This is a genomic window from Xanthomonas arboricola pv. juglandis (assembly GCF_001013475.1).
Taxonomy (GTDB): domain Bacteria; phylum Pseudomonadota; class Gammaproteobacteria; order Xanthomonadales; family Xanthomonadaceae; genus Xanthomonas; species Xanthomonas arboricola.
In genome coordinates this window covers 352234-369777 of record NZ_JZEF01000005.1, presented here as the reverse complement: position 1 = coordinate 369777, position 17544 = coordinate 352234, and the positions used below count along the sequence as shown (strand labels likewise).

Here is a 17544-nt window from a genome sequence, read left to right as displayed (position 1 = left end):
TGAGTTCGGTTTCCCGAGCCTGGCTGGCATAGGCGCTGTCGGCCCGTACCGTGCGCCCGGTGTTGACTGGATCGAGCAGCGTCTCGAAGTGCCGGCTGTCGTGCACGTTGGCCGCACTCACCTCGTGCCGCCGGATGAACCCCCAGCGCCGATCCGTGTTGGCGTGCAGCTTGTAGCCGTAATGGGCCTTGCCGTGCTTGAGCGTCCAGCGCGCCTGCACGTCCTTCTGCCGCCGCTTGGCATCGCTCCAGTCCTGCACAGCCTCGCCTCGCTTGATCCGGGCGTTCTCCTCGCGCGTATTGCGCTGGATCGGCGCGCTGACGATGCTCGCATCAATGATCTGTCCACCCCGGGCAATGAACCCGGCCCGCTGCAACTGGCCGCTCACCGCCGCGCTGATGTCGCCGATCAGATCGTTCTTCTTGAGCCGCTCACGCCACACCCAGATCGTCTTGGCGTCAGGCACCTTGCCGCTGTGTTCCAACCCCAGGAAGCGCTGGAAGCTGCGACGGTCCAGCACCTGGTACTCCAGCGCCTCGTCGGACAGGTTGTACAACTGCTGCAACAGCAGCAGCCGGATCATCAGCTCCGTCGGCCACGCCGGGCGACCGCCCTTGGCACCCGTGCCCAGGCGAAGGTGGCCATCGATCACCGCCGCGATCGCGACGAAATCGATGTGCCGCGACAGCAGCTCCAGCGGATCGCTCAACTGCTGGCGCTTGGCTTCGCGCTCGGCCCCGGCAAACAGACTGATCATCGGCTCTTACCCTGGATGGCGGTGGAACTATGATGCCAAGGATCGGGGGTTTTTAGAGCTGCCCATCAATCGCCTTGCGCAGTCGCAAGGCGTGTTCAAGACGGTCAAGGGCGATTGATCCCGCCGTCATCGATTGTTTTTCAAACAACCACTCTTCAGGAGAACACCATGAGCGATATTGTCAATATGTCCGACCAATTCAAGGGGCTGCCGATGGCGGACCTGATCGGCGCGCCGTTGCGTGCAGCCTGCGATGCGCAGGTCATGCTGGCCCGCGCCACCGCCGACTTCATCAAGGTCATCGGTTTTCTGCCGCCGACCGACCCTGCTGCCGATCCCAACGGAAACGGCGGTACGCGGACCGCGCAGTTCAAGTTCAAGCGCCCGGTCGAAGACCCCAGCGGTACCGGGATGGCCGAGGAGGAAGTCGAAATCGTCGTGCCGCTGCTGAACTTGGTCAACGTTCCCAATTTGAGCATTCAGACCGTGGACGTGACCTTCGACATGGAAGTCAAATCCTCGTTTTCGGAAAAGGAAGCCGAAGACAAGAGCCTCAAGGTGGATTTGGAGGCAAGCGTCGGCTGGGGCGTGTTCAAGGCCAAGGTCAACGTGCAGGGGTCGGTGTCCAGCCACAAGGAAAACACGCGCTCTTCCGATAACTCGGCCAAGTATCACGTCGCATTGCACGCCGAAGATCGCGGTACCCCCGAAGGGCTGTCGCGCGTGCTCGACATCCTGCAGACCGCCGCAGCGCCGCGTAAAGTCACTGCGCCTGTGCCGGTGCCGGTGCCGTAAGCGTCGTTGTTGAGTCCTGCACCTTTCTATCACCCGAGTCGTTGCCGATGATCGATTTGTCAGAAGTGAGCTACATCAAGCGCATCGTCGTCGGCAGCGACAACCCGGCAAAGATGCAGACCGCCGAGCAGGTCGAGGCCGCGCAGCATCTGCTCAATCGCTGCCTCAGCGAAGCGCCCAGGGGAACGATTCTCGGGATCGAGAAGAGCTTCACCATTGTGCAGCTGGGCGAGCATCAGGTGGTGCTGCAATGGTTGTGCTACCACGTTGGGTTCAAGCGCAAGCCGATCTGGCTGACGGAGTCGTAGATGGCACACGCGAGCTATTCCCTGGACGTCTTCGTGGAGCTGCTCGACCAGGCCGTCCGACGAGCACAACAGCGATGCCGCCAGCGCCACGCCGCACTGGTGGATGCTGCGGTGGCCGCCTGCGACATGCAGGTTCGCTGCATGCATGATGACGGAACGGCCCAGGGCGAAATGGAGACCCTGCTGTCCATTCCGGTCTGCCAATTGCGTGCGCTGCGGCTATCGCAAATCAGCGAGTTTTCGTTGACGCTGCAAGTGCAAATAGAGCCGGTCACGCAGAGCGACGGCGCTCCCGGACTGGCGCTGCGTATCGCGCCGCCACGCAGCCGTACGCCAAGCCACGCGCTGAAAATCGGCTATCAAGGCAGCGAGTGTCCGCGGGGCGTGCTTTGGTTCGATGGCATCGCGCTGAAGGAATGGACGCTTCATCCGTTCGTGGACGTGCCATCTTCCGATCCCGGAGCGGTGCCGTGAGGTTGCTGCTGTCAGACGCCGATGCCCGCGCGCTCGCCGAGCGGCTGGGAACCGATGTGGCGGCCCTGCATGCGGATCTCTGCCGGCGGTCTCGGTGCCGGCGGCTGTCCATCTTCATCATCTGCGTGGTTGCAGTTCTGGTAGTTACTGCAGCCGGTGTGCTGAGCAGCAGCTTGATCGATCTTTCCATCCTGTCCAACTTCTTATCGGAGCTTTCTCATGTCTACCCAACCTCATCATCGACGTCACGTTCTCCGCATCACCTCAGCACTGGCCTTGGGTCTTTCGTTGAGCGCAGTACAGGCCGCTCCGGCTGGTAGCATTCCGACGGGTGACTGGCGCGGAATCCTGTCCGCCAGCGGCGGTGCTGGCCCGGTTTATGTCCGCCTGAGCGGGCGCGCGGTGGGAGCCGACGGCACCCAAACGGCGGATGTGCGGTTTGGACCTCCTTTCAATTGTGCGCTGGAGCTACGAGCGCAGCCGGACGGTTACGCGCTGCTGTCTCGCAATGGCGGCAGGTTTTGCGATGCGCTAGCCGGTGGCCGCGCCCAGCTTGAGGTGACGGAGGGTGCGACGTCCGGCATGCAACTGACGCTGCCCGGCCGCGATTCGCCGTTGGTCGTTGCCTTGGATCAGAGCAGCGCAGGTTTGGCCGAAGCGGGGCGCTGGCGCGGGGCGGGCCTGATTTCCGCCCAGCTGGAGATCGTGGCGACCACAGTCCGCCCGGGAGACGTACTCGGTCGCCTGCGCTATGGCGCCCCGCGCGACTGCCAGGTGGAATTGCGCTATGCCGGGCGTGCGGCAGGCGCGTTGAATGCCTGGGTCGGGGCCAACGATAGAGGCTATTGCCGCCAGCTCAGCGATGGCCAAGCCAGTCTGCGGATTCGCGACGATGGCAGCGCAGAGCTTGCTCTTGTTGTGAAAGGTCAGCGCGATACGACGCTGTTCGAACGGATGCCCTGAGGTCGGGCTGGATGCGCGCCTGCATGTTGGGAATGACTTATGTGGAAGCGAACCAGGATGCGCGTCGGCCTGCGGCGACGCGCGGTGGCCCAGTCCGTCTCGTCGGCAGGATTCACCGGGCCGGTCTTCTCCAGCGTGCTTGAACAGCTGGAGCTCGAATGCCGGGCCATGGTGTCGTATGCGCTAAAGCAGGGGTTGGCGATGTCCCCCGATCTGCCTGGCCGGTTGGCGGAACTACGGGTGATGCCTGGCACCTCCCTGCATGGCGAAGCTGGCGCGCGCGAACTGGCCGCTCTGCACCGACAGCTGGTTCGCGCGATCCAACCCGCAACGCCGCAAGCGGTGGTGCTGATCGAGCGGGAGCGCTTACGCGCTGGCTTTTTGCGCTGGCTCGGTCCAATTCCGCTGATCCGCACCTTGACCTTAAGCTCGGTCGGCTGCCTTGCCTCAGTGGTCGGGCTGGCGATGTCCAGCCTTGTCAACGAGCAGAACATCGCGCTGGGATTTCTCGACTCCTCGGGCAGCACGCTGGGCTGGAATGTGATGTTCATCCTTGCCTGTGCCGGGCTTGGCGCAGCATTTTCCGCCCTGTTCCAGGCCCATCGTTACGTCGCCGACGCGACGTACGATCCGCGATTCGATTCTTCCTATGCCGCGCGCATGATTCTGGGCCTCATCGCCGGTCTGATCTTGGTGGAGTTGCTGCCGGAGGATCTGTTTGCCGAAAGTAGCCTGGGCGCGTTCGGAAAACCCGCGTTGGCGATGATGGGTGGATTTTCGGCAAGTGCCGTCTATCGCCTGCTGCAACGCATGGTCGATGTCATGGAAACGGTCGTACGCGGCGATTCCAGCCAACACGCCGCTGCAGCGATCCAGTCTCAGCGCGTATCGGTCGAGTCCGAAGGTATCCGCGCGCGTGGCGAACTTGCCGCAGGTCTGCTGGACCTGCAGCGCGAGTTGGAAGCGGACCCGCGTCTGGATCAGGTGCGTCAGCAACTGACCGGCCTTGCCAGGCAAATGATGTCCGGCGACTCGTAATCTTTCGCGGTTGAGCTGCAGCTGGAACCGCGTTCGCTTTTATCGGCAGTCTCATGCAGAAACGATGTCTGGCACAGCGTGCCGAGCATTCGGTGGCGGTGTGGGTTGGTCCGGAGCGGCACAGTCCGCTTCGGCTCTGGTTCAACGTGCGTAACACACCTCAGGCAAACCTACCCGTCATTGCGTCGCACCGACATCTACACCGTTGTGCAAACCAGCATTCGACGGTCGCCAAATCAGTCCAGAACCGATGGTGCCGAGATGAGCGTATGACAAGCTCGCTCAAGTGCTCCTGCCGAGCATCTGTCGATTCGCTGCAGCGCGCCGCTTGAACGCCGCTGCACATCGCGGTCCCCATTCGTGTAACCGAGGGAATGATGAAGACACGTATCGTCGTCGCTGCTGATCGCACCATCCTCGTGGAAGGCATGGTCGCTTTGCTGCAAAAGGTTCCGGGTTTCGAAGTGGTGGGGCATGCCGAAGACGGACTGGCGTGTCTGCAGATCGCTGCCAGAGAGCAGCCGGATATCGTCCTGGTGGATGTCCTGCTCCCTGGCCTCAATGGCATCGATCTGACGCGACGTTTGATTCAACGCAGTCCCGGCAGCCGGGGCAATCTGCATTGCTCCGTCCGATGCCTGCATGCGTGCCAGCGCGGTCTTCGAAGCTGGCGCAAAAGCCTATCTGGCGCGAACCAGCACCTTCGCCGAGTTGCTGCGTGCGATTCAACTCGTTGGTCAGGATCAGATCTATATCAGTCCGCAAATGTCGCGTTCGTTGATCGCAGGACTGCGTCGAGCCGCCAAAGACGATTCTGCGTATACCCGGCTGACCTCACGTGAGCGCGAAATCGTGCAGCTCTACTCCGAAGGCCTGTCGACCAGGCAGATCGCCACGCGCTTGCACTTGAGCGTAAAAACGGTGGGCACGCATCGCGAAAACTGCATGTTGAAACTCAATATTCAAAGCATTGCCCAGCTCACCCGTTATGCAATCGCGCAAGGGCTTTCTCCGCTTGATCCTGCATCCGGCTGTGGCAGCGATCCCTCGGAGGCGCTTGTGCCGCAGCGATCGCGCCAGGCTGGCTGAGTTGCACTAGCCTTCGGGGAAATAGGGTGCCAGGCACGCCGGCGTCGGCCGACAATGTGGCCGGCGCGTCCCAATCCTCTGGTGATCCGTCTTTCCAATGCGCAACTGAGGCCGTCTCAGCGCGTCGGATTGGCGTCCATGGCCGCCTGCATCAACGCTGCGATCGCGTTCGAGGCTTGGTCGGGTTGCTGCGCCAGGAACTGGCTGACGCTGCGCTGATTGGCGGCGGGATGATTCTGGCTGAGCTTGAAGGTCAGCTCGATGCGGCTCGGAACGAAGCGGAAGCCGACCAGGCCGCGCAACTGGCGGCGGTGGCTGTCGCGTTCCATCTCGAACAGCCAGTCACTGCCGACACTTTGTTCGAAGTGGGTGCTCATGCGGCCGATCAGCTCGCCCAGCGCCGCCTCATCGCTCACCTGCTCGCAGCGTCCATGCAGATGCGCCACGGCGTAGTTCCAGGTCGGCACGCGTGCGGCCGCTTCCTTGTCCGGATACCAGCTCGGCGACACATAGGCATGCGGGCCCTGCACCACCAGTACCGCGTCGCCGGGGCTGCGTGCCTGCGGATTGGGGCGCGCCCAGTGGCCTTCGATGACCACGGATTGCGCATTGCGTCGGTACAGCACCGGCAGATGCGAGATCGCCGGCTGTCCGTCCTCGCCCTGGCTGATCAGGGTGACGAACGGGTCGCGCGCGATCAGCCAGTCCAGCAGTGCCAGATCGGTCTGCGCGAACGCGCGTGGGGCGTACATGTCAGGCGCGACCGCCCAGGGTCAGCACCATGCGTTCGCGCAGGTCCGCATCGTCGTCGCCGCGCGGCGGCGACACTTCGTCGAGCGAGAAGCCGCGCATCAATGCGTCTTCTTCGTCCAGCCCGTCGAGCGCGACGAATTCGGCATCGAACAAGGCCGCGCGGGCGCTGTCCTCGCTGTCGTAGTGCAGGATCTTGCCGTCGCTGTCCAGGACTTCGGCGGTACCGGCCTGCTTGACGCGCAGGCGTGCCCAGATCAGCGTGCGGCCGATCGTGGCCAGCCACCACGAATCGTGGTCGTCGTGTGCGGTGTCTTGCGGTGTATTCATGGCATTACCTTGGAAAGCAGGCCGAGCAGGGCTGCCATGCCCAGGCCGAAGAAGATAGTCAGCAGCGACAGCCAGGCCGGCGTGGCCAGGCCGGACAGCGCACTGTCGCGATGGCTGCGGTAGCGCCGCGCCAGCAACCAGCGCAGCGCTGCAGGACTGATGAAGGCCGGCTCGCCGAAGCCGGCCAGCGCCTCTGGATGACGGTCGCGCAGGTGCACCAGCGTCAGCGGCCAGAAGATCAGCAAGGCGGTGAGGCCGGCAACCGCCACACCGACAAAACACAATGCGAAGAACAGGGTCATGTGCCCGCCAGCATCAGTGCGAGTTGGGGAAGTGCTGCGCCGATCACCAGCGCAGTGATGGTCCACCATAACGGACGCACGGCGTGGATGATCGCCCTGCGTGCCGTGTCACCCTGCCACCACGCGCTGGCACCCGGATGTGCGGCTGCCAGCTGCGCCAGCCGGACGCCGCGCACCCTGGCGATGCCGACGCCCAGCAACGCCGCCGCGAAGGCCAGCAACTGCAGCGTGGCGACGGCCAGCAGGCTCACATCAGAACTCGGCGCTGCCCGGCGCGCGCGGGTAGGGGATGGCGTCGCGGATGTTGCTCAGCCCGCACACGTAGACCACCAGGCGCTCGAAGCCCAGGCCGAAGCCGGCATGCGGCACCGAGCCGTAGCGGCGGAAATCGCGGTACCAGCTGTAGTGCTCCTGGTCCAGGCCGAACTGCGCCATGCGTGCATCCAGTACATCCAGACGCTCTTCGCGCTGGCTGCCGCCGATGATCTCACCGATGCCCGGCGCCAGCACGTCCATTGCCGCGACGGTCTTGCCGTCGTCGTTCAGGCGCATGTAGAAGGCCTTGATGTGCTCGGGGTAGTTGGTCACCACCACCGGGCGGCCGATATGTTCCTCGGTCAGCCAGCGCTCGTGCTCGGTCTGCAGGTCCAGACCCCACTCGACCGGGAAGTCGAATTTCTTGCCCGAGTTCTGCAGCAGCTTCACCGCCTCGGTGTAGTCGATCTGCTCGAACGGGGCATTGATGAAGGCTTCGAGTTTGGCGATCGCGTTCTTGTCCACGCGCTCGGCCAGGAATGCCAGATCGTCGCCACGCTCATCGAGCACCGCGCGGAACAGGTACTTGAGGAACTGCTCGGCCAGGCGCGCGTCTTCGGCCAGATCGGCAAAGGCGATTTCCGGCTCGATCATCCAGAATTCGGCCAGATGGCGCGTGGTATGGCTGTTCTCGGCGCGGAAGGTCGGGCCGAAGGTGTAGACCTTGCTCAGCGCCAGGCAGTAGGCCTCCACGTTGAGCTGGCCGGACACGGTCAGGAAGGTCTCTTTGCCGAAGAAGTCGCGGCTGAAATCCACCGCGCCGCTGGCATCGCGCGGCAGGTTGACCATGTCCAGCGTGGAGACGCGAAACATCTGCCCGGCGCCTTCGGCGTCGGAGGTGGTGATGATCGGGGTGCTGATCCAGTTGAAGCCGTTCTGGTGGAAGAAGCGATGTACCGCCTGCGCCAGGCAGTTGCGGATGCGGGTGACCGCGCCGAACAGGTTGGTGCGCGGGCGCAGGTGCGCCACTTCGCGCAGGAACTCCGGCGACATCGGCTTGGGCTGGATCGGGTAGGTCAGCGGGTCCTCGACCCAGCCGACGATCTCCACGCCGCTGGCCTGGATCTCGAACGACTGGCCCTTGCCCTGCGACTTCACCAGCACGCCCTTGGCGACCAGCGAGCAGCCGCTGGTCAGGCGCTTGATTTCGTCGAAGTTGGGCAGGGTGTCGTTGGCCACCACCTGGATCGGAGCGAAGCACGAGCCATCGGTCACGTTGATGAAGGCCAGTCCGGCAGATCCGCGCAGCGTGCGCACCCACCCCCGTACCGTAACTTCGCCGCCTTCCGGGAGTTTTCCCGCAAGCGCATGTTCAACGCTGACCACCGTCATGACTTGTCCTCGCCGTAGCGACCTTGAATGGTCTGCGAGTTTACTGGCTGCGGGCGCGCCGGCGCGAGCATCTGAACCGCTTGCGGATGGTTGCGCTTGTCCAAGGCCGGATATGGCCCCATCTGGGGAACACGTCGTAGCGGCGGGTCCAGCCCCCGGTTACTGCAGCCTCGCTATACTTGCCACCATCGTTTCCGGAGCACCTCCATGGCCATCAGCCTCACCCCTGCCGCGCTGGAGCGCGTGCAGCGTTTCGTGCAGCAGACCCCGGGGACGCTGGGCCTGCGCTTTGGCGTGACCAAGACCGGTTGTTCGGGCTGGGGCCATGTCACCGACCTGGCGCGCGAGAAGCGCGACGACGACGCGGTGTTCGAGCAGGAAGGCGTGCGCATCTTCGTCGATCCGGTCAGCCTGCCGTTGGTCGACGGCACCTGCATCGATTTCGGCAAGCACGGCCTCAGCGAGACCTTCACTTTCCGCAATCCCAACGCGACCGCCGAGTGCGGCTGCGGGGAAAGCTTCACGACCGAAGCCGAGCATCGCTGAGCTCGCCAGCGAGCGCTATCCCTTCTCCCTGCGGGAGAAGCTGCCCGAAGGGCGGACGAGGGTACGGGGCGAAGCCTCGCGCGGTTAGGCGTCACGAGTGGCTTTGCCCCGGACCCTCACCCCAATCTCCGCGCCCCGGCCCGCGCTTGCGGCACGGGCGCTCCAAGGCACGCGCGCCAGTGGCGCGCAAGCGGTGCCTTATCGCCCCGGCGGGAGACGGGCTCAAGCAGTCGCCGCGCAGATGTCCTGTTCGTGGGCTCGGCTTGGTTGCGGCTAAACGCCTGAACTGCGATACTTTCCTGCTTCCTGCCCGGTTCCGGGTGGGAATCCTTGCTCCACCGGCCGCCTTGCGCGGGTCACCGGGGAGCTGTCCGGCCCACGTGGCCACATCCGAAAGGTAATACAACATGAGTCGTCATTACGAAGTCGTGTTCCTGGTCCACCCGGATCAGAGCGAGCAGGTCCCGGCCATGATCGAGCGCTACAAGTCGCTGATCGAGGGCGGTAACGGCACCATCCACCGTCTGGAAGACTGGGGCCGCCGTCAGCTGGCCTACCCGATCCAGAACCTGGTGAAGGCGCACTACGTGCTGCTCAACATCGAAGTCGACCAGGCTGTGCTGAGCGAGCTGGTGGAAAGCTTCCGCTTCAACGATGCGGTGCTGCGTCACCTGGTCGTCAAGCGCGATGGCCCGGACACCGAGCAGTCGCTGATCATGAAGAGCAAGGACGAGAAGGGCGACAAGCCCGAGCGTAGCGAGCGTCGTCGTCGCGATGACGATGAGGGCGATGCTGCACCTGCCGCCACCGATACCGACGGCGACAACGCCGAAGCCGCTTAAGGAGCGCTGTCATGTCCAAGTTCTTCCGTCGTCGCAAGTTCTGCAAGTTCACCGCCGAGGGCGTCAAGGAGATCGATTACAAGGATCTCAACACCCTGCGTCAGTACCTCACCGAGAACGGCAAGATCGTGCCGAGCCGCGTGACCGGTACCAAGTCCAAGTACCAGCGTCAGCTGGCCACGGCCGTCAAGCGCTCGCGTTTCCTGGCGCTGATCCCGTACACGGACAATCACGACGTTTAATCCGAGTCGTTGATGTGAGTTCCTCACAAGAGCCCGCACGGTTGTATGTGAGTCCCTCACAAATGCCCGCACATCCATGTGCGGGTCACTAAAAAATATAGAGGCCGGTCATTCGAGATGCGGTGTTGATCGTGCTCTTGCGATTCCCAAATCCCGATTCCCGAATCCCGTCTTTTCGGACAGCAAACGTTGCGTCTGCCAAAGCGCCGGCGCTAACGAATAACGGAGCACCACCATGGATCTGATTCTTCTGCAGAAAGTGACCAATCTCGGCGGCCTGGGCGACAAGGTCAGCGTCAAGCCGGGTTACGGCCGCAACTTCCTCGTGCCGCAGGGCAAGGCCGTTCCGGCCACCGCTGCCAACGTCGAAGCGTTTGAAGCCAAACGTGCCGATTACGAAGCCAAGGCCAACACCATCCTGGCCGACGCACAGAGCCGCGCCGGCAAGTTCGAAGGCGCCAGCGTCACCATCGGCGCGCATGCGTCGACCGAAGGCAAGCTGTACGGCTCGGTCGGCCCGCGCGACATCGCCGAGGCGTTCACCGCCGCCGGCCTGCCGCTGGAAAAGAGCGAAGTGATCCTGGGCGAAGGCGCATTCCGCAATGTCGGCGAGTACGACGTTGTGCTGCACCTGCACGCCGATGTGGAAACCTCGGTCAAGGTCATCGTCGAATCCGACGCCTGATCCACGCTGTACGCTGTACCCGAAGGGCGCCTGGTTAGGCGCCCTTCGTCTTTCTGCGGCCACGCCAGCGATGCCAGGCCCGCTATACTCATGCTCCATTGCCGGTTCCACGGCCCATAGATCTTGTGGATCAAGGGCTTAGGGGCGGCTTCACAGGAAAAAGCGCCTGCCGGCCCCGCCCGTGCGGTGCCCGGAACCTTCAGTCCCATGCGCCTGTCCACGATCAAACTGTCCGGTTTCAAGTCGTTCGTCGACCCGACCACATTGCACCTGCCCACCAACATGACCGGCATCGTCGGTCCCAACGGCTGCGGCAAGTCCAACATCATCGACGCGGTGCGCTGGGTGATGGGCGAAAGTTCGGCCAGCCGCCTGCGTGGCGACTCGCTGACCGACGTGATCTTCTCCGGCTCCTCGGCGCGCAAGCCGGTGTCGCAGGCGACGGTGGAGCTGATCTTCGACAATTCCGATCACACCATCAGCGGCGAGTTCGCCTCGTTCAACGAGATCTCGGTAAAGCGCCTGGTCAGCCGCGACGGCAACAGCGCCTACTATCTCAACGGCACCAAGTGCCGGCGCCGCGACATCACCGACCTGTTCCTGGGCACCGGCCTGGGGCCGCGCAGCTACTCGATCATCGAGCAGGGCATGATCAGCCAGATCATCGAGGCGCGCCCGGAAGACCTGCGCGTGTACCTGGAAGAAGCCGCCGGCATTTCCAAGTACAAGGAGCGCCGCAAAGAAACCGAAACGCGCATCCGGCATACCCGCGAGAACCTGGATCGCCTGGGCGACCTGCGCGAAGAGATCACCAAGCAGCTGGCGCATCTGCAGCGCCAGGCGCGCCAGGCCGAGCAGTATCAGGCCCTGCAGGAAGAGCGCCGGATCAAGGACGCCGAGTGGAAGGCGCTGGAGTACCGCGGCCTGGATGGCCGGCTGCAGGGGCTGCGCGAAAAACTGAATCAGGAAGAGACCCGGCTGCAGCAATTGATCGCCGAACAGCGCGATGCCGAGGCACGGATCGAAACCGGGCGCGCGCGTCGCGAGGAAGCCGCCGAAGCGGTGGCCAAGGCGCAGGCCGATGTCTATCAGGTCGGTGGTGCGCTGGCGCGCATCGAGCAGCAGATCCAGCATCAGCGCGAACTCTCGCATCGCCTGCACAAGGCGCGTGACGAGGCGCAGAGCCAGTTGCAGGAGCTGACCCAGCATATCAGCGGCGATTCGGCCAGGCTGGCGGTATTGCGCGAGGCGGTGGACGCTGCCGAACCGCAACTGGAGCAGCTGCGCGAAGACCACGAATTCCGCCAGGAGGCGCTACGCGAGGCCGAAGCGCGTCTGGCCGACTGGCAGCAGCGCTGGGAAACCCATAACCGCGACACCGGCGAAGCCTCGCGTGCCGGCGAAGTGGAACGCACGCGCGTCGATTATCTCGATCGTCAGTCGCTGGAAGCCGAGCGCCGCCGCGAAGCGCTGGTCAACGAGCGCGCCGGACTGGACCTGGATGCGCTGGCCGAGGCGTTCGAGCAGATCGAGCTGCGCCATGAAACCCAGAAGACCTCGCTGGACGGGCTGACCGAGCAGGTCGAAGCGCGCAAGCACGCACTCGGCGGGCTGCAGGAACAACAGCGCGCCAGCCAGGGCGAACTGGCCGACGTGCGCAAGCAGGCGCAGGCCGCGCGTGGCCGGCTGTCGTCGCTGGAAACCCTGCAGCAGGCCGCACTCGGCCAGGAGCAGGGCGCGGCAGTGGCGTGGCTGAAGTCGCGCGGGCTGGACTCTGCCGCACGTGTCGGCGAGCGCATCACGGTCGAAAGCGGCTGGGAAAACGCAGTGGAAGGCGCGTTGGGGCAGTTGATCGAAGGCGTGCTGGTGGATGCGCCGGAGCAACTGGTCGATGCGTTGGGCGAGTTGGGCGAGGGCCGCATCGCGCTGGTCTCCGGTGCCAGCGACAACGCGAGCTTTGCGCCGACTTCGCTGGCGGCCAAGGTGCAGGGGCCGATCGCGATCCGTCGCCTGCTCGCGCGCCTGCACGCGGCCGAGGATCTGGACGCCGCGCGCACGCTGCAGCGCGGCCTGCCCGAGGGCGATTCGGTCATCACCCGCAGCGGCGAGCGGCTGGGCGAGGGCTGGGTGCGGGTGTCGCGCTCCGGCGCTGCCAAGCAGGGCGCCTTGCTGCGCGAGCGCGAAATTCAGGAGCTGCGCGCGCAGATCGAAACGCTGCAGGAGCGCGAGGCCGACCTCGAGCAGCGCCTGGGCAGCTTCCGCGAACAACTGCTGGCGGCCGAACAGCAGCGCGAAGATGCGCAGCGCCAGTTGTACATGGCGCACCGCAGCGTGTCCGAACTAGCCGGTCAGCTGCAGAGTCAGCAGGGCAAGGTCGATGCCGCGCGCACGCGCATCGAGCGCATCGAAAACGAATTGTCGCAGCTGTTGGAAACGCTGGACACCAGCCGCGAACAGGCACGTGAGGCGCGCGCCAAGCTCGAAGACGCGGTGACCCTGATGGGCGATCTGCAAGGCACCCGGCAGGTGCTGGAGAACGAACGCCGTCAGCTCACCGATGCGCGCGATCAGGCCCGCGATGCCGCACGTGGCGTGCGCGATGCGATGCATGCATTGGCGCTCACGCTGGAATCGCAGCGCACCCAGATCACCTCCCTGAGCCAGACGCTGGAGCGCATGGACAGCCAGCGCGGCCAGCTCGACACGCGTCTGGAGGATCTGGTCGCCCAGCTCAGCGACGGCGACTCGCCGGTGGAAACGCTGGAGCACGAGCACCAGGCCGCGTTGAGCGAGCGTGTGCGCACCGAGCGCGTGCTGAGCGAAGCGCGCACCATGCTGGAGAGCATCGATGGCGAGCTGCGCAGCTACGAGCAGACCCGTCAGCAGCGCGACGAACAGGCGCTAGCCCAACGCGAGCGCATCTCCCAGCGCAAGCTGGATCAGCAGGCGCTGGTGCTCAGCGCAGAGCAATTGGAGGCCGCCGTGGTGAAAGCCGGCTTCGTGCTCGAGGACGTCGTCAATGGATTGCCGGAAGCCGCGAACGTGGCCGAGTGGGAAGCCGCAGTTGGCCAGATCGACGGCCGCATGCGGCGGCTGGAACCGGTCAACCTGGCCGCGATCCAGGAGTACGGCGAAGCGGCGCAGCGCTCGGAATATCTGGACGCGCAGAATCTGGATCTCAACACCGCACTGGAGACGCTGGAAGAGGCGATCCGCAAGATCGATCGCGAAACCCGCGGCCGCTTCAAGGACACCTTCGACCGGGTCAATTCCGGCGTCCAGGCGCTGTATCCGCGCCTGTTCGGCGGTGGTCATGCGTATCTGGAGCTCACCGGCGAAGACCTACTCGACACCGGCGTGACCATCATGGCGCGCCCGCCGGGCAAGCGCGTGTCCAGCATCTCGCTGCTGTCCGGTGGCGAGAAGGCGATGACCGCGGTGGCGCTGGTGTTTGCGATCTTCCAGCTAAATCCCGCGCCGTTCTGCCTGCTCGACGAGGTGGACGCGCCGCTGGACGAAGCCAATGTCGGCCGCTTGGCCAACATGGTGCGGGAAATGAGCGAGAAGGTGCAGTTCCTGTTCGTCAGCCATAACAAGGCGACGATGGAGGCCGCGCGCCAGCTCTCCGGCGTGACCATGCGTGAGCCGGGCGTCAGTCGCCTGGTCAGCGTGGACCTGGAAGAGGCCGCACGTTTGGCGGGTGCGGCATGACGTGCCATGCTTGTCGGAATATCGACACCTGTCACTCTTATGCGGAGGCACGCTGAATGTCCGACATGGCCATGATCCGGATCGGGATCCTGATCGCTGGACTGCTGCTGGTCGCGGCCATCTTCCTGTTTGGTCGCCCGAAAAAATCGCCGCAAGGGCGCCGGGTCGACAAGGACGACGGGCAACCGCGCGAGCGCCGCGAGCCGGTGATCTCCAGCGAGCCTGGCGTGGACGGCGACCCGTTCGAGCGCAATGAAGGCGCCGAGCAAAGCGAACTGAACCTGGATGGTGCCGATGCGGCCGGCGGCAACGATGTCGGCAAGCGGCCCAACCAGGATTTCGACAAGATCGTCTCGCTGTTCGTGGCTGCCAAGGCCGGCCAGGTGCTGCGCGGCGAAGACGTGGTGGTCGCTGCGGAGAAGACCGGGCTGGTGTTCGGTCACATGAATGTCTTCCACCGTTTGGTGGAGGGGCACCCGGAGCGCGGGCCGATCTTCAGCATGGCCAGCATCCTCAAGCCCGGCAGCTTCGACATGGCCAACATCCGCGAGATGCAGACCCCGGCGATTGCGTTCTTCCTCACCTTGCCGGCGCCGATGACCGCGCTGGATGCCTGGGAAAAGATGCTGCCGACCGTGCAGCGCATGGCCGAACTGCTCGACGGCGTGGTGCTGGACGACAGCCGCAATGCGCTGGGCCGCCAGCGCGTGGCGCATATCCGCGACGAACTGCGCGCCTACGATCGCCAGCACCAGGCACCGCCGCTGACCAAGTCGCCGCGCTGGTGAGTGCGTATTGCTTTTAAGTGCGCGCTGCTAGTGATGTGCGTCAGTGGTGATTGCGCACCGCTGGTGATCGAGCATCGCTGAGTCAGTGATTGCGAGCCATTGACCGTGAGTCATCCAGACGCGGTCTGAGTCGCGACCTGCCGCAGGGCGCGTCCTAGCGTAGAGGTGAACGATGTGGAGCTTGCAGGGCGCGCTGGCGGTGCTGATGTTGCTGGCGGTGTGGGCCATCCTGGCCGCACCGCTGCTATGGATGGCGTCGCGGATTGCGCTGCGTTTGCGCAAAGGCGCGTCGACAAGCCCACATCGCGCGCAATGGAGCTCGATCGGGTTTGCCGCTGCTGTGACGCTGCTGGTTGCGCCAGTGCCAACGCCCATCATCAGCGTCTTCCTGCCGCACGTGATCGCGCTGTTGGATGCCAGCTACTACGCGCGCATCTTTCAGGGCCCGCCGATGATGCGCCAGCTCCTGGTGTGGATTGCGGTGTCGATGGCGCTGACGTTTGCGCTCAGCTATGTGTGGCTCCGGCGCGTGCTGCGTCCGAATGCTGCCGCGCCGCTTCCAACGCCCACGCAATAGGAAATCAAAGCCCCTCTCTCCTGGGCGAGAACGCACCGCTTGCGCGCCACCGGCGCGCGTGCCTTGGAGCGCCCGCGCTGCTTGCGCGGGCCGGTGCGCGGAACGGGGGTTGGGCTGAGGGTACGGAGGCGAAGCAGTGGAGCAGTCGGTGATCCAGGTCTGCCGGCGCGTGGCGACGCGTTTGTCATTATCAGGTGTTGGCAGATCTCCGAGGCGCACCCTCATCCGCCCCTTCGGGGTACCTTCTCCCGAGGGGAGAAGGGATGACCACTCTGTGCTTGGCGATCAGCGCTTGGCCTTGGTAAAGGCCTCGCGAAAGTGCAGCATCTCCGCTTCGGTGCCGACGCTCACGCGCACCCGCTTGGGCCAGATCGGCCAGCTGCGGCCGACGATCACGCCCTGTTTCTGCATCGAGTCGGCGAACACGCCGGCCTCGCGCTTGACGTCGAGCAGGAAGCAATTGGCCTGTGTGGGCAGGCAGGTGTAGCCCTTGCTCTTGAGCCAGGCGATGGTGTCGTCGCGCACGCGGGCGTTCTCCGCGCGGCGGGTCTGCACCAGCTGGGGGTCGCGCAGGCTGGCGATGCCGGCGGCCATTGCCGGTACCGACAACGGGTTGCTGCCCAGGCTGGCGAGCTTGGTCTGCAGCCCCGGCGGCGCCAGCGCGGCGCCCAGGCGTAGGCCGGCCATGCCGTAGAGCTTGGAGAAGCTGCGCAGCACGATCAGGTCCTGGCGCTGACGCACCAGGTCCGCCATGGACGGCTCGTTGCTGTAGTGGATATACGCTTCGTCGACCACCAGCACCGCGCTGGCCGGCTTGTTGGCCAGCAGCCACTCGATATCGGCGCGCGGGGTGATGGCGCCGCTGGCGTTGCCGGGGTTGCACAGGTAGATCAGGCCGGCGGACGGGTCGGCCTTGGCCATCGCCTTGACGTCGTGCGCGCCATCGGCCCGCAGCGGCACCTTGCGCACCGGCACGCCGCGGGCGGTGGCGCTGTCGATGATCGGGTCGAAGCTCGGGTCGGCCACCACCAGCCCGGCACGTGCCGAGGTGAACAGGCTGCCGGCACGAAGCAGCGCGTCCCTGGAGCCGGGAAAGAACGCCAGATGGTCGCCGGGCAGTTGCAGCTCGCCGGTCATCAGGTTGCGCAGGTCCTGCTCCATCTCGAGCTGATAGCGGCCTGCGCGTGCCAGCGAACGCGTTGCCGCGTCCACTGCGGCGGGCGAGGGGCCGAGCGGATGTTCGTTGAGATTGAGAAACACCGCGCCCGCTGCCGGCGCCACGCCTGGCTTGGCCGGCGCAGCGGCACGCTTGCGGGCTGCCTCGGCCGCGGGTGCCAGTCCCAGTGCGGAGATCGCCACGCCAACGCTGGCAAGGCTGAGAAACGAACGGCGCGAAACGGGCAACGGCACGGTGAGCTCCAGGCGAGCAGGCAAAGAGGGCGCCACGCTAGCGGGTTTGTGCCTGTCTGCCTATCGGGAAATCGCTGCCGGGCTCATTGTCTTTGCTGAACGACCAGGGTGCGAGACTGATCTCCGGTGGGTGTTCGTCTTGTAAAGATGGTGCTCGAGGCATCAGAAACGGCGAAGCAGTGTCCGAGACTTAGGCAAGAAGTGCACTGGTGTCGCCAACTAATGCGTCTATCAGCGTCCTTAGTACACGCCCACGCCGTGCGGAGCGATAGAATTAGAGATCTTGAAGA

Annotated in this window: 19 protein-coding genes and 1 pseudogene; 13 read left to right on the top strand and 7 right to left on the bottom strand. The window is 64.7% G+C overall.

Annotation, left to right across the window (positions count from 1 at the left end; all coding sequences use genetic code 11):
• On the bottom strand, positions 1 to 757 hold a 757-nt coding region (locus XARJCFBP2528_RS18795; protein ID WP_016905137.1), incomplete at its 3' end, for an IS5 family transposase.
• 168 nt (positions 758 to 925) lie between these two features.
• Here XARJCFBP2528_RS18795 and XARJCFBP2528_RS18790 point away from each other — a divergent pair.
• The 6 genes and pseudogenes from XARJCFBP2528_RS18790 (at position 926) to XARJCFBP2528_RS18765 (ending at position 5424) form a co-directional block, all read left to right on the top strand.
• Positions 926 to 1552 carry a DUF2589 domain-containing protein gene (locus tag XARJCFBP2528_RS18790; protein WP_047124984.1) on the top strand — a complete coding sequence of 209 codons (627 nt, stop codon included), beginning with the start codon at positions 926 to 928 and terminating at the stop codon, positions 1550 to 1552.
• Positions 1553 to 1599: 47 nt separating this feature from the next.
• Positions 1600 to 1860 (top strand): hypothetical protein, encoded by a 261-nt coding sequence (locus XARJCFBP2528_RS18785; protein WP_016904187.1) that lies wholly within the window; start codon positions 1600 to 1602, stop codon positions 1858 to 1860.
• Entirely contained in the window at positions 1861 to 2334 is a 474-nt protein-coding gene (locus XARJCFBP2528_RS18780) for a hypothetical protein (protein ID WP_016904188.1), read from the top strand. It abuts the gene before it with no gap.
• Between the two features lie 219 nt (positions 2335 to 2553).
• Positions 2554 to 3297, top strand: coding sequence for a hypothetical protein (locus tag XARJCFBP2528_RS18775; RefSeq protein ID WP_026064744.1), 744 nt, complete (start codon positions 2554 to 2556; stop codon positions 3295 to 3297).
• Between the two features lie 168 nt (positions 3298 to 3465).
• A complete protein-coding gene (locus XARJCFBP2528_RS18770) occupies positions 3466 to 4335 on the top strand; it encodes a hypothetical protein (RefSeq protein ID WP_026064745.1) in 870 nt (289 codons plus the stop codon).
• Positions 4336 to 4709: 374 nt separating this feature from the next.
• Positions 4710 to 5424 (top strand): annotated as a pseudogene (locus tag XARJCFBP2528_RS18765) (LuxR C-terminal-related transcriptional regulator).
• Positions 5425 to 5540: 116 nt separating this feature from the next.
• On the opposite strand, the gene XARJCFBP2528_RS18760 reads toward XARJCFBP2528_RS18765, so the two are convergent.
• The 5 genes from XARJCFBP2528_RS18760 to asnS are packed head-to-tail and all read right to left on the bottom strand — an operon-like array spanning position 5541 to position 8453.
• Positions 5541 to 6176: an FMN-binding negative transcriptional regulator gene (locus XARJCFBP2528_RS18760; RefSeq protein ID WP_016904193.1), complete on the bottom strand. Its 636-nt coding sequence runs from the start codon at positions 6174 to 6176 to the stop codon at positions 5541 to 5543.
• A 1-nt stretch (position 6177) separates the two neighbouring features.
• Positions 6178 to 6504, bottom strand: a complete 327-nt coding sequence (locus XARJCFBP2528_RS18755) for a hypothetical protein (protein WP_016904194.1) — start codon at positions 6502 to 6504, stop codon at positions 6178 to 6180.
• On the bottom strand, positions 6501 to 6806 hold the full coding sequence (locus XARJCFBP2528_RS18750) for a hypothetical protein (protein WP_016904195.1): 306 nt from the start codon (positions 6804 to 6806) through the stop codon (positions 6501 to 6503). Before XARJCFBP2528_RS18750 ends, XARJCFBP2528_RS18755 begins: the two co-directional genes overlap by 4 nt.
• Positions 6803 to 7057: a hypothetical protein gene (locus XARJCFBP2528_RS18745; protein WP_016904196.1), complete on the bottom strand. Its 255-nt coding sequence runs from the start codon at positions 7055 to 7057 to the stop codon at positions 6803 to 6805. Before XARJCFBP2528_RS18745 ends, XARJCFBP2528_RS18750 begins: the two co-directional genes overlap by 4 nt.
• A 1-nt stretch (position 7058) precedes the next feature.
• Positions 7059 to 8453 (bottom strand): asparagine--tRNA ligase, encoded by a 1395-nt coding sequence (gene asnS, locus XARJCFBP2528_RS18740; protein ID WP_026064746.1) that lies wholly within the window; start codon positions 8451 to 8453, stop codon positions 7059 to 7061.
• 207 nt (positions 8454 to 8660) lie between these two features.
• Between asnS and XARJCFBP2528_RS18735 the strand changes: the two genes are divergently transcribed.
• The 7 genes from XARJCFBP2528_RS18735 to XARJCFBP2528_RS18705 all read left to right on the top strand — a co-directional run bounded on the left by XARJCFBP2528_RS18735 (position 8661) and on the right by XARJCFBP2528_RS18705 (position 15844).
• Positions 8661 to 8999, top strand: a complete 339-nt coding sequence (locus XARJCFBP2528_RS18735) for a HesB/IscA family protein (RefSeq protein WP_016904198.1) — start codon at positions 8661 to 8663, stop codon at positions 8997 to 8999.
• Between the two features lie 407 nt (positions 9000 to 9406).
• Positions 9407 to 9841: a 30S ribosomal protein S6 gene (gene rpsF / locus XARJCFBP2528_RS18730; RefSeq protein WP_006451585.1), complete on the top strand. Its 435-nt coding sequence runs from the start codon at positions 9407 to 9409 to the stop codon at positions 9839 to 9841.
• A gap of 11 nt (positions 9842 to 9852) precedes the next feature.
• Positions 9853 to 10083, top strand: coding sequence for a 30S ribosomal protein S18 (gene rpsR / locus XARJCFBP2528_RS18725; protein ID WP_005991243.1), 231 nt, complete (start codon positions 9853 to 9855; stop codon positions 10081 to 10083).
• A gap of 235 nt (positions 10084 to 10318) precedes the next feature.
• Positions 10319 to 10768: a 50S ribosomal protein L9 gene (gene rplI, locus XARJCFBP2528_RS18720; RefSeq protein ID WP_016904199.1), complete on the top strand. Its 450-nt coding sequence runs from the start codon at positions 10319 to 10321 to the stop codon at positions 10766 to 10768.
• 207 nt (positions 10769 to 10975) lie between these two features.
• Positions 10976 to 14479, top strand: a complete 3504-nt coding sequence (gene smc, locus XARJCFBP2528_RS18715) for a chromosome segregation protein SMC (RefSeq protein ID WP_047124983.1) — start codon at positions 10976 to 10978, stop codon at positions 14477 to 14479.
• A 56-nt stretch (positions 14480 to 14535) separates the two neighbouring features.
• Positions 14536 to 15267 (top strand): cell division protein ZipA, encoded by a 732-nt coding sequence (zipA, locus tag XARJCFBP2528_RS18710; protein ID WP_016903841.1) that lies wholly within the window; start codon positions 14536 to 14538, stop codon positions 15265 to 15267.
• A 172-nt stretch (positions 15268 to 15439) separates the two neighbouring features.
• On the top strand, positions 15440 to 15844 hold the full coding sequence (locus tag XARJCFBP2528_RS18705) for a hypothetical protein (protein ID WP_016903842.1): 405 nt from the start codon (positions 15440 to 15442) through the stop codon (positions 15842 to 15844).
• Between the two features lie 285 nt (positions 15845 to 16129).
• Here XARJCFBP2528_RS18705 and XARJCFBP2528_RS18700 read toward each other — a convergent pair whose 3' ends face one another.
• On the bottom strand, positions 16130 to 17254 hold the full coding sequence (locus XARJCFBP2528_RS18700; RefSeq protein ID WP_026064654.1) for a pyridoxal phosphate-dependent aminotransferase: 1125 nt from the start codon (positions 17252 to 17254) through the stop codon (positions 16130 to 16132).
• Between the last annotated feature and the right edge of the window lie 290 nt (positions 17255 to 17544).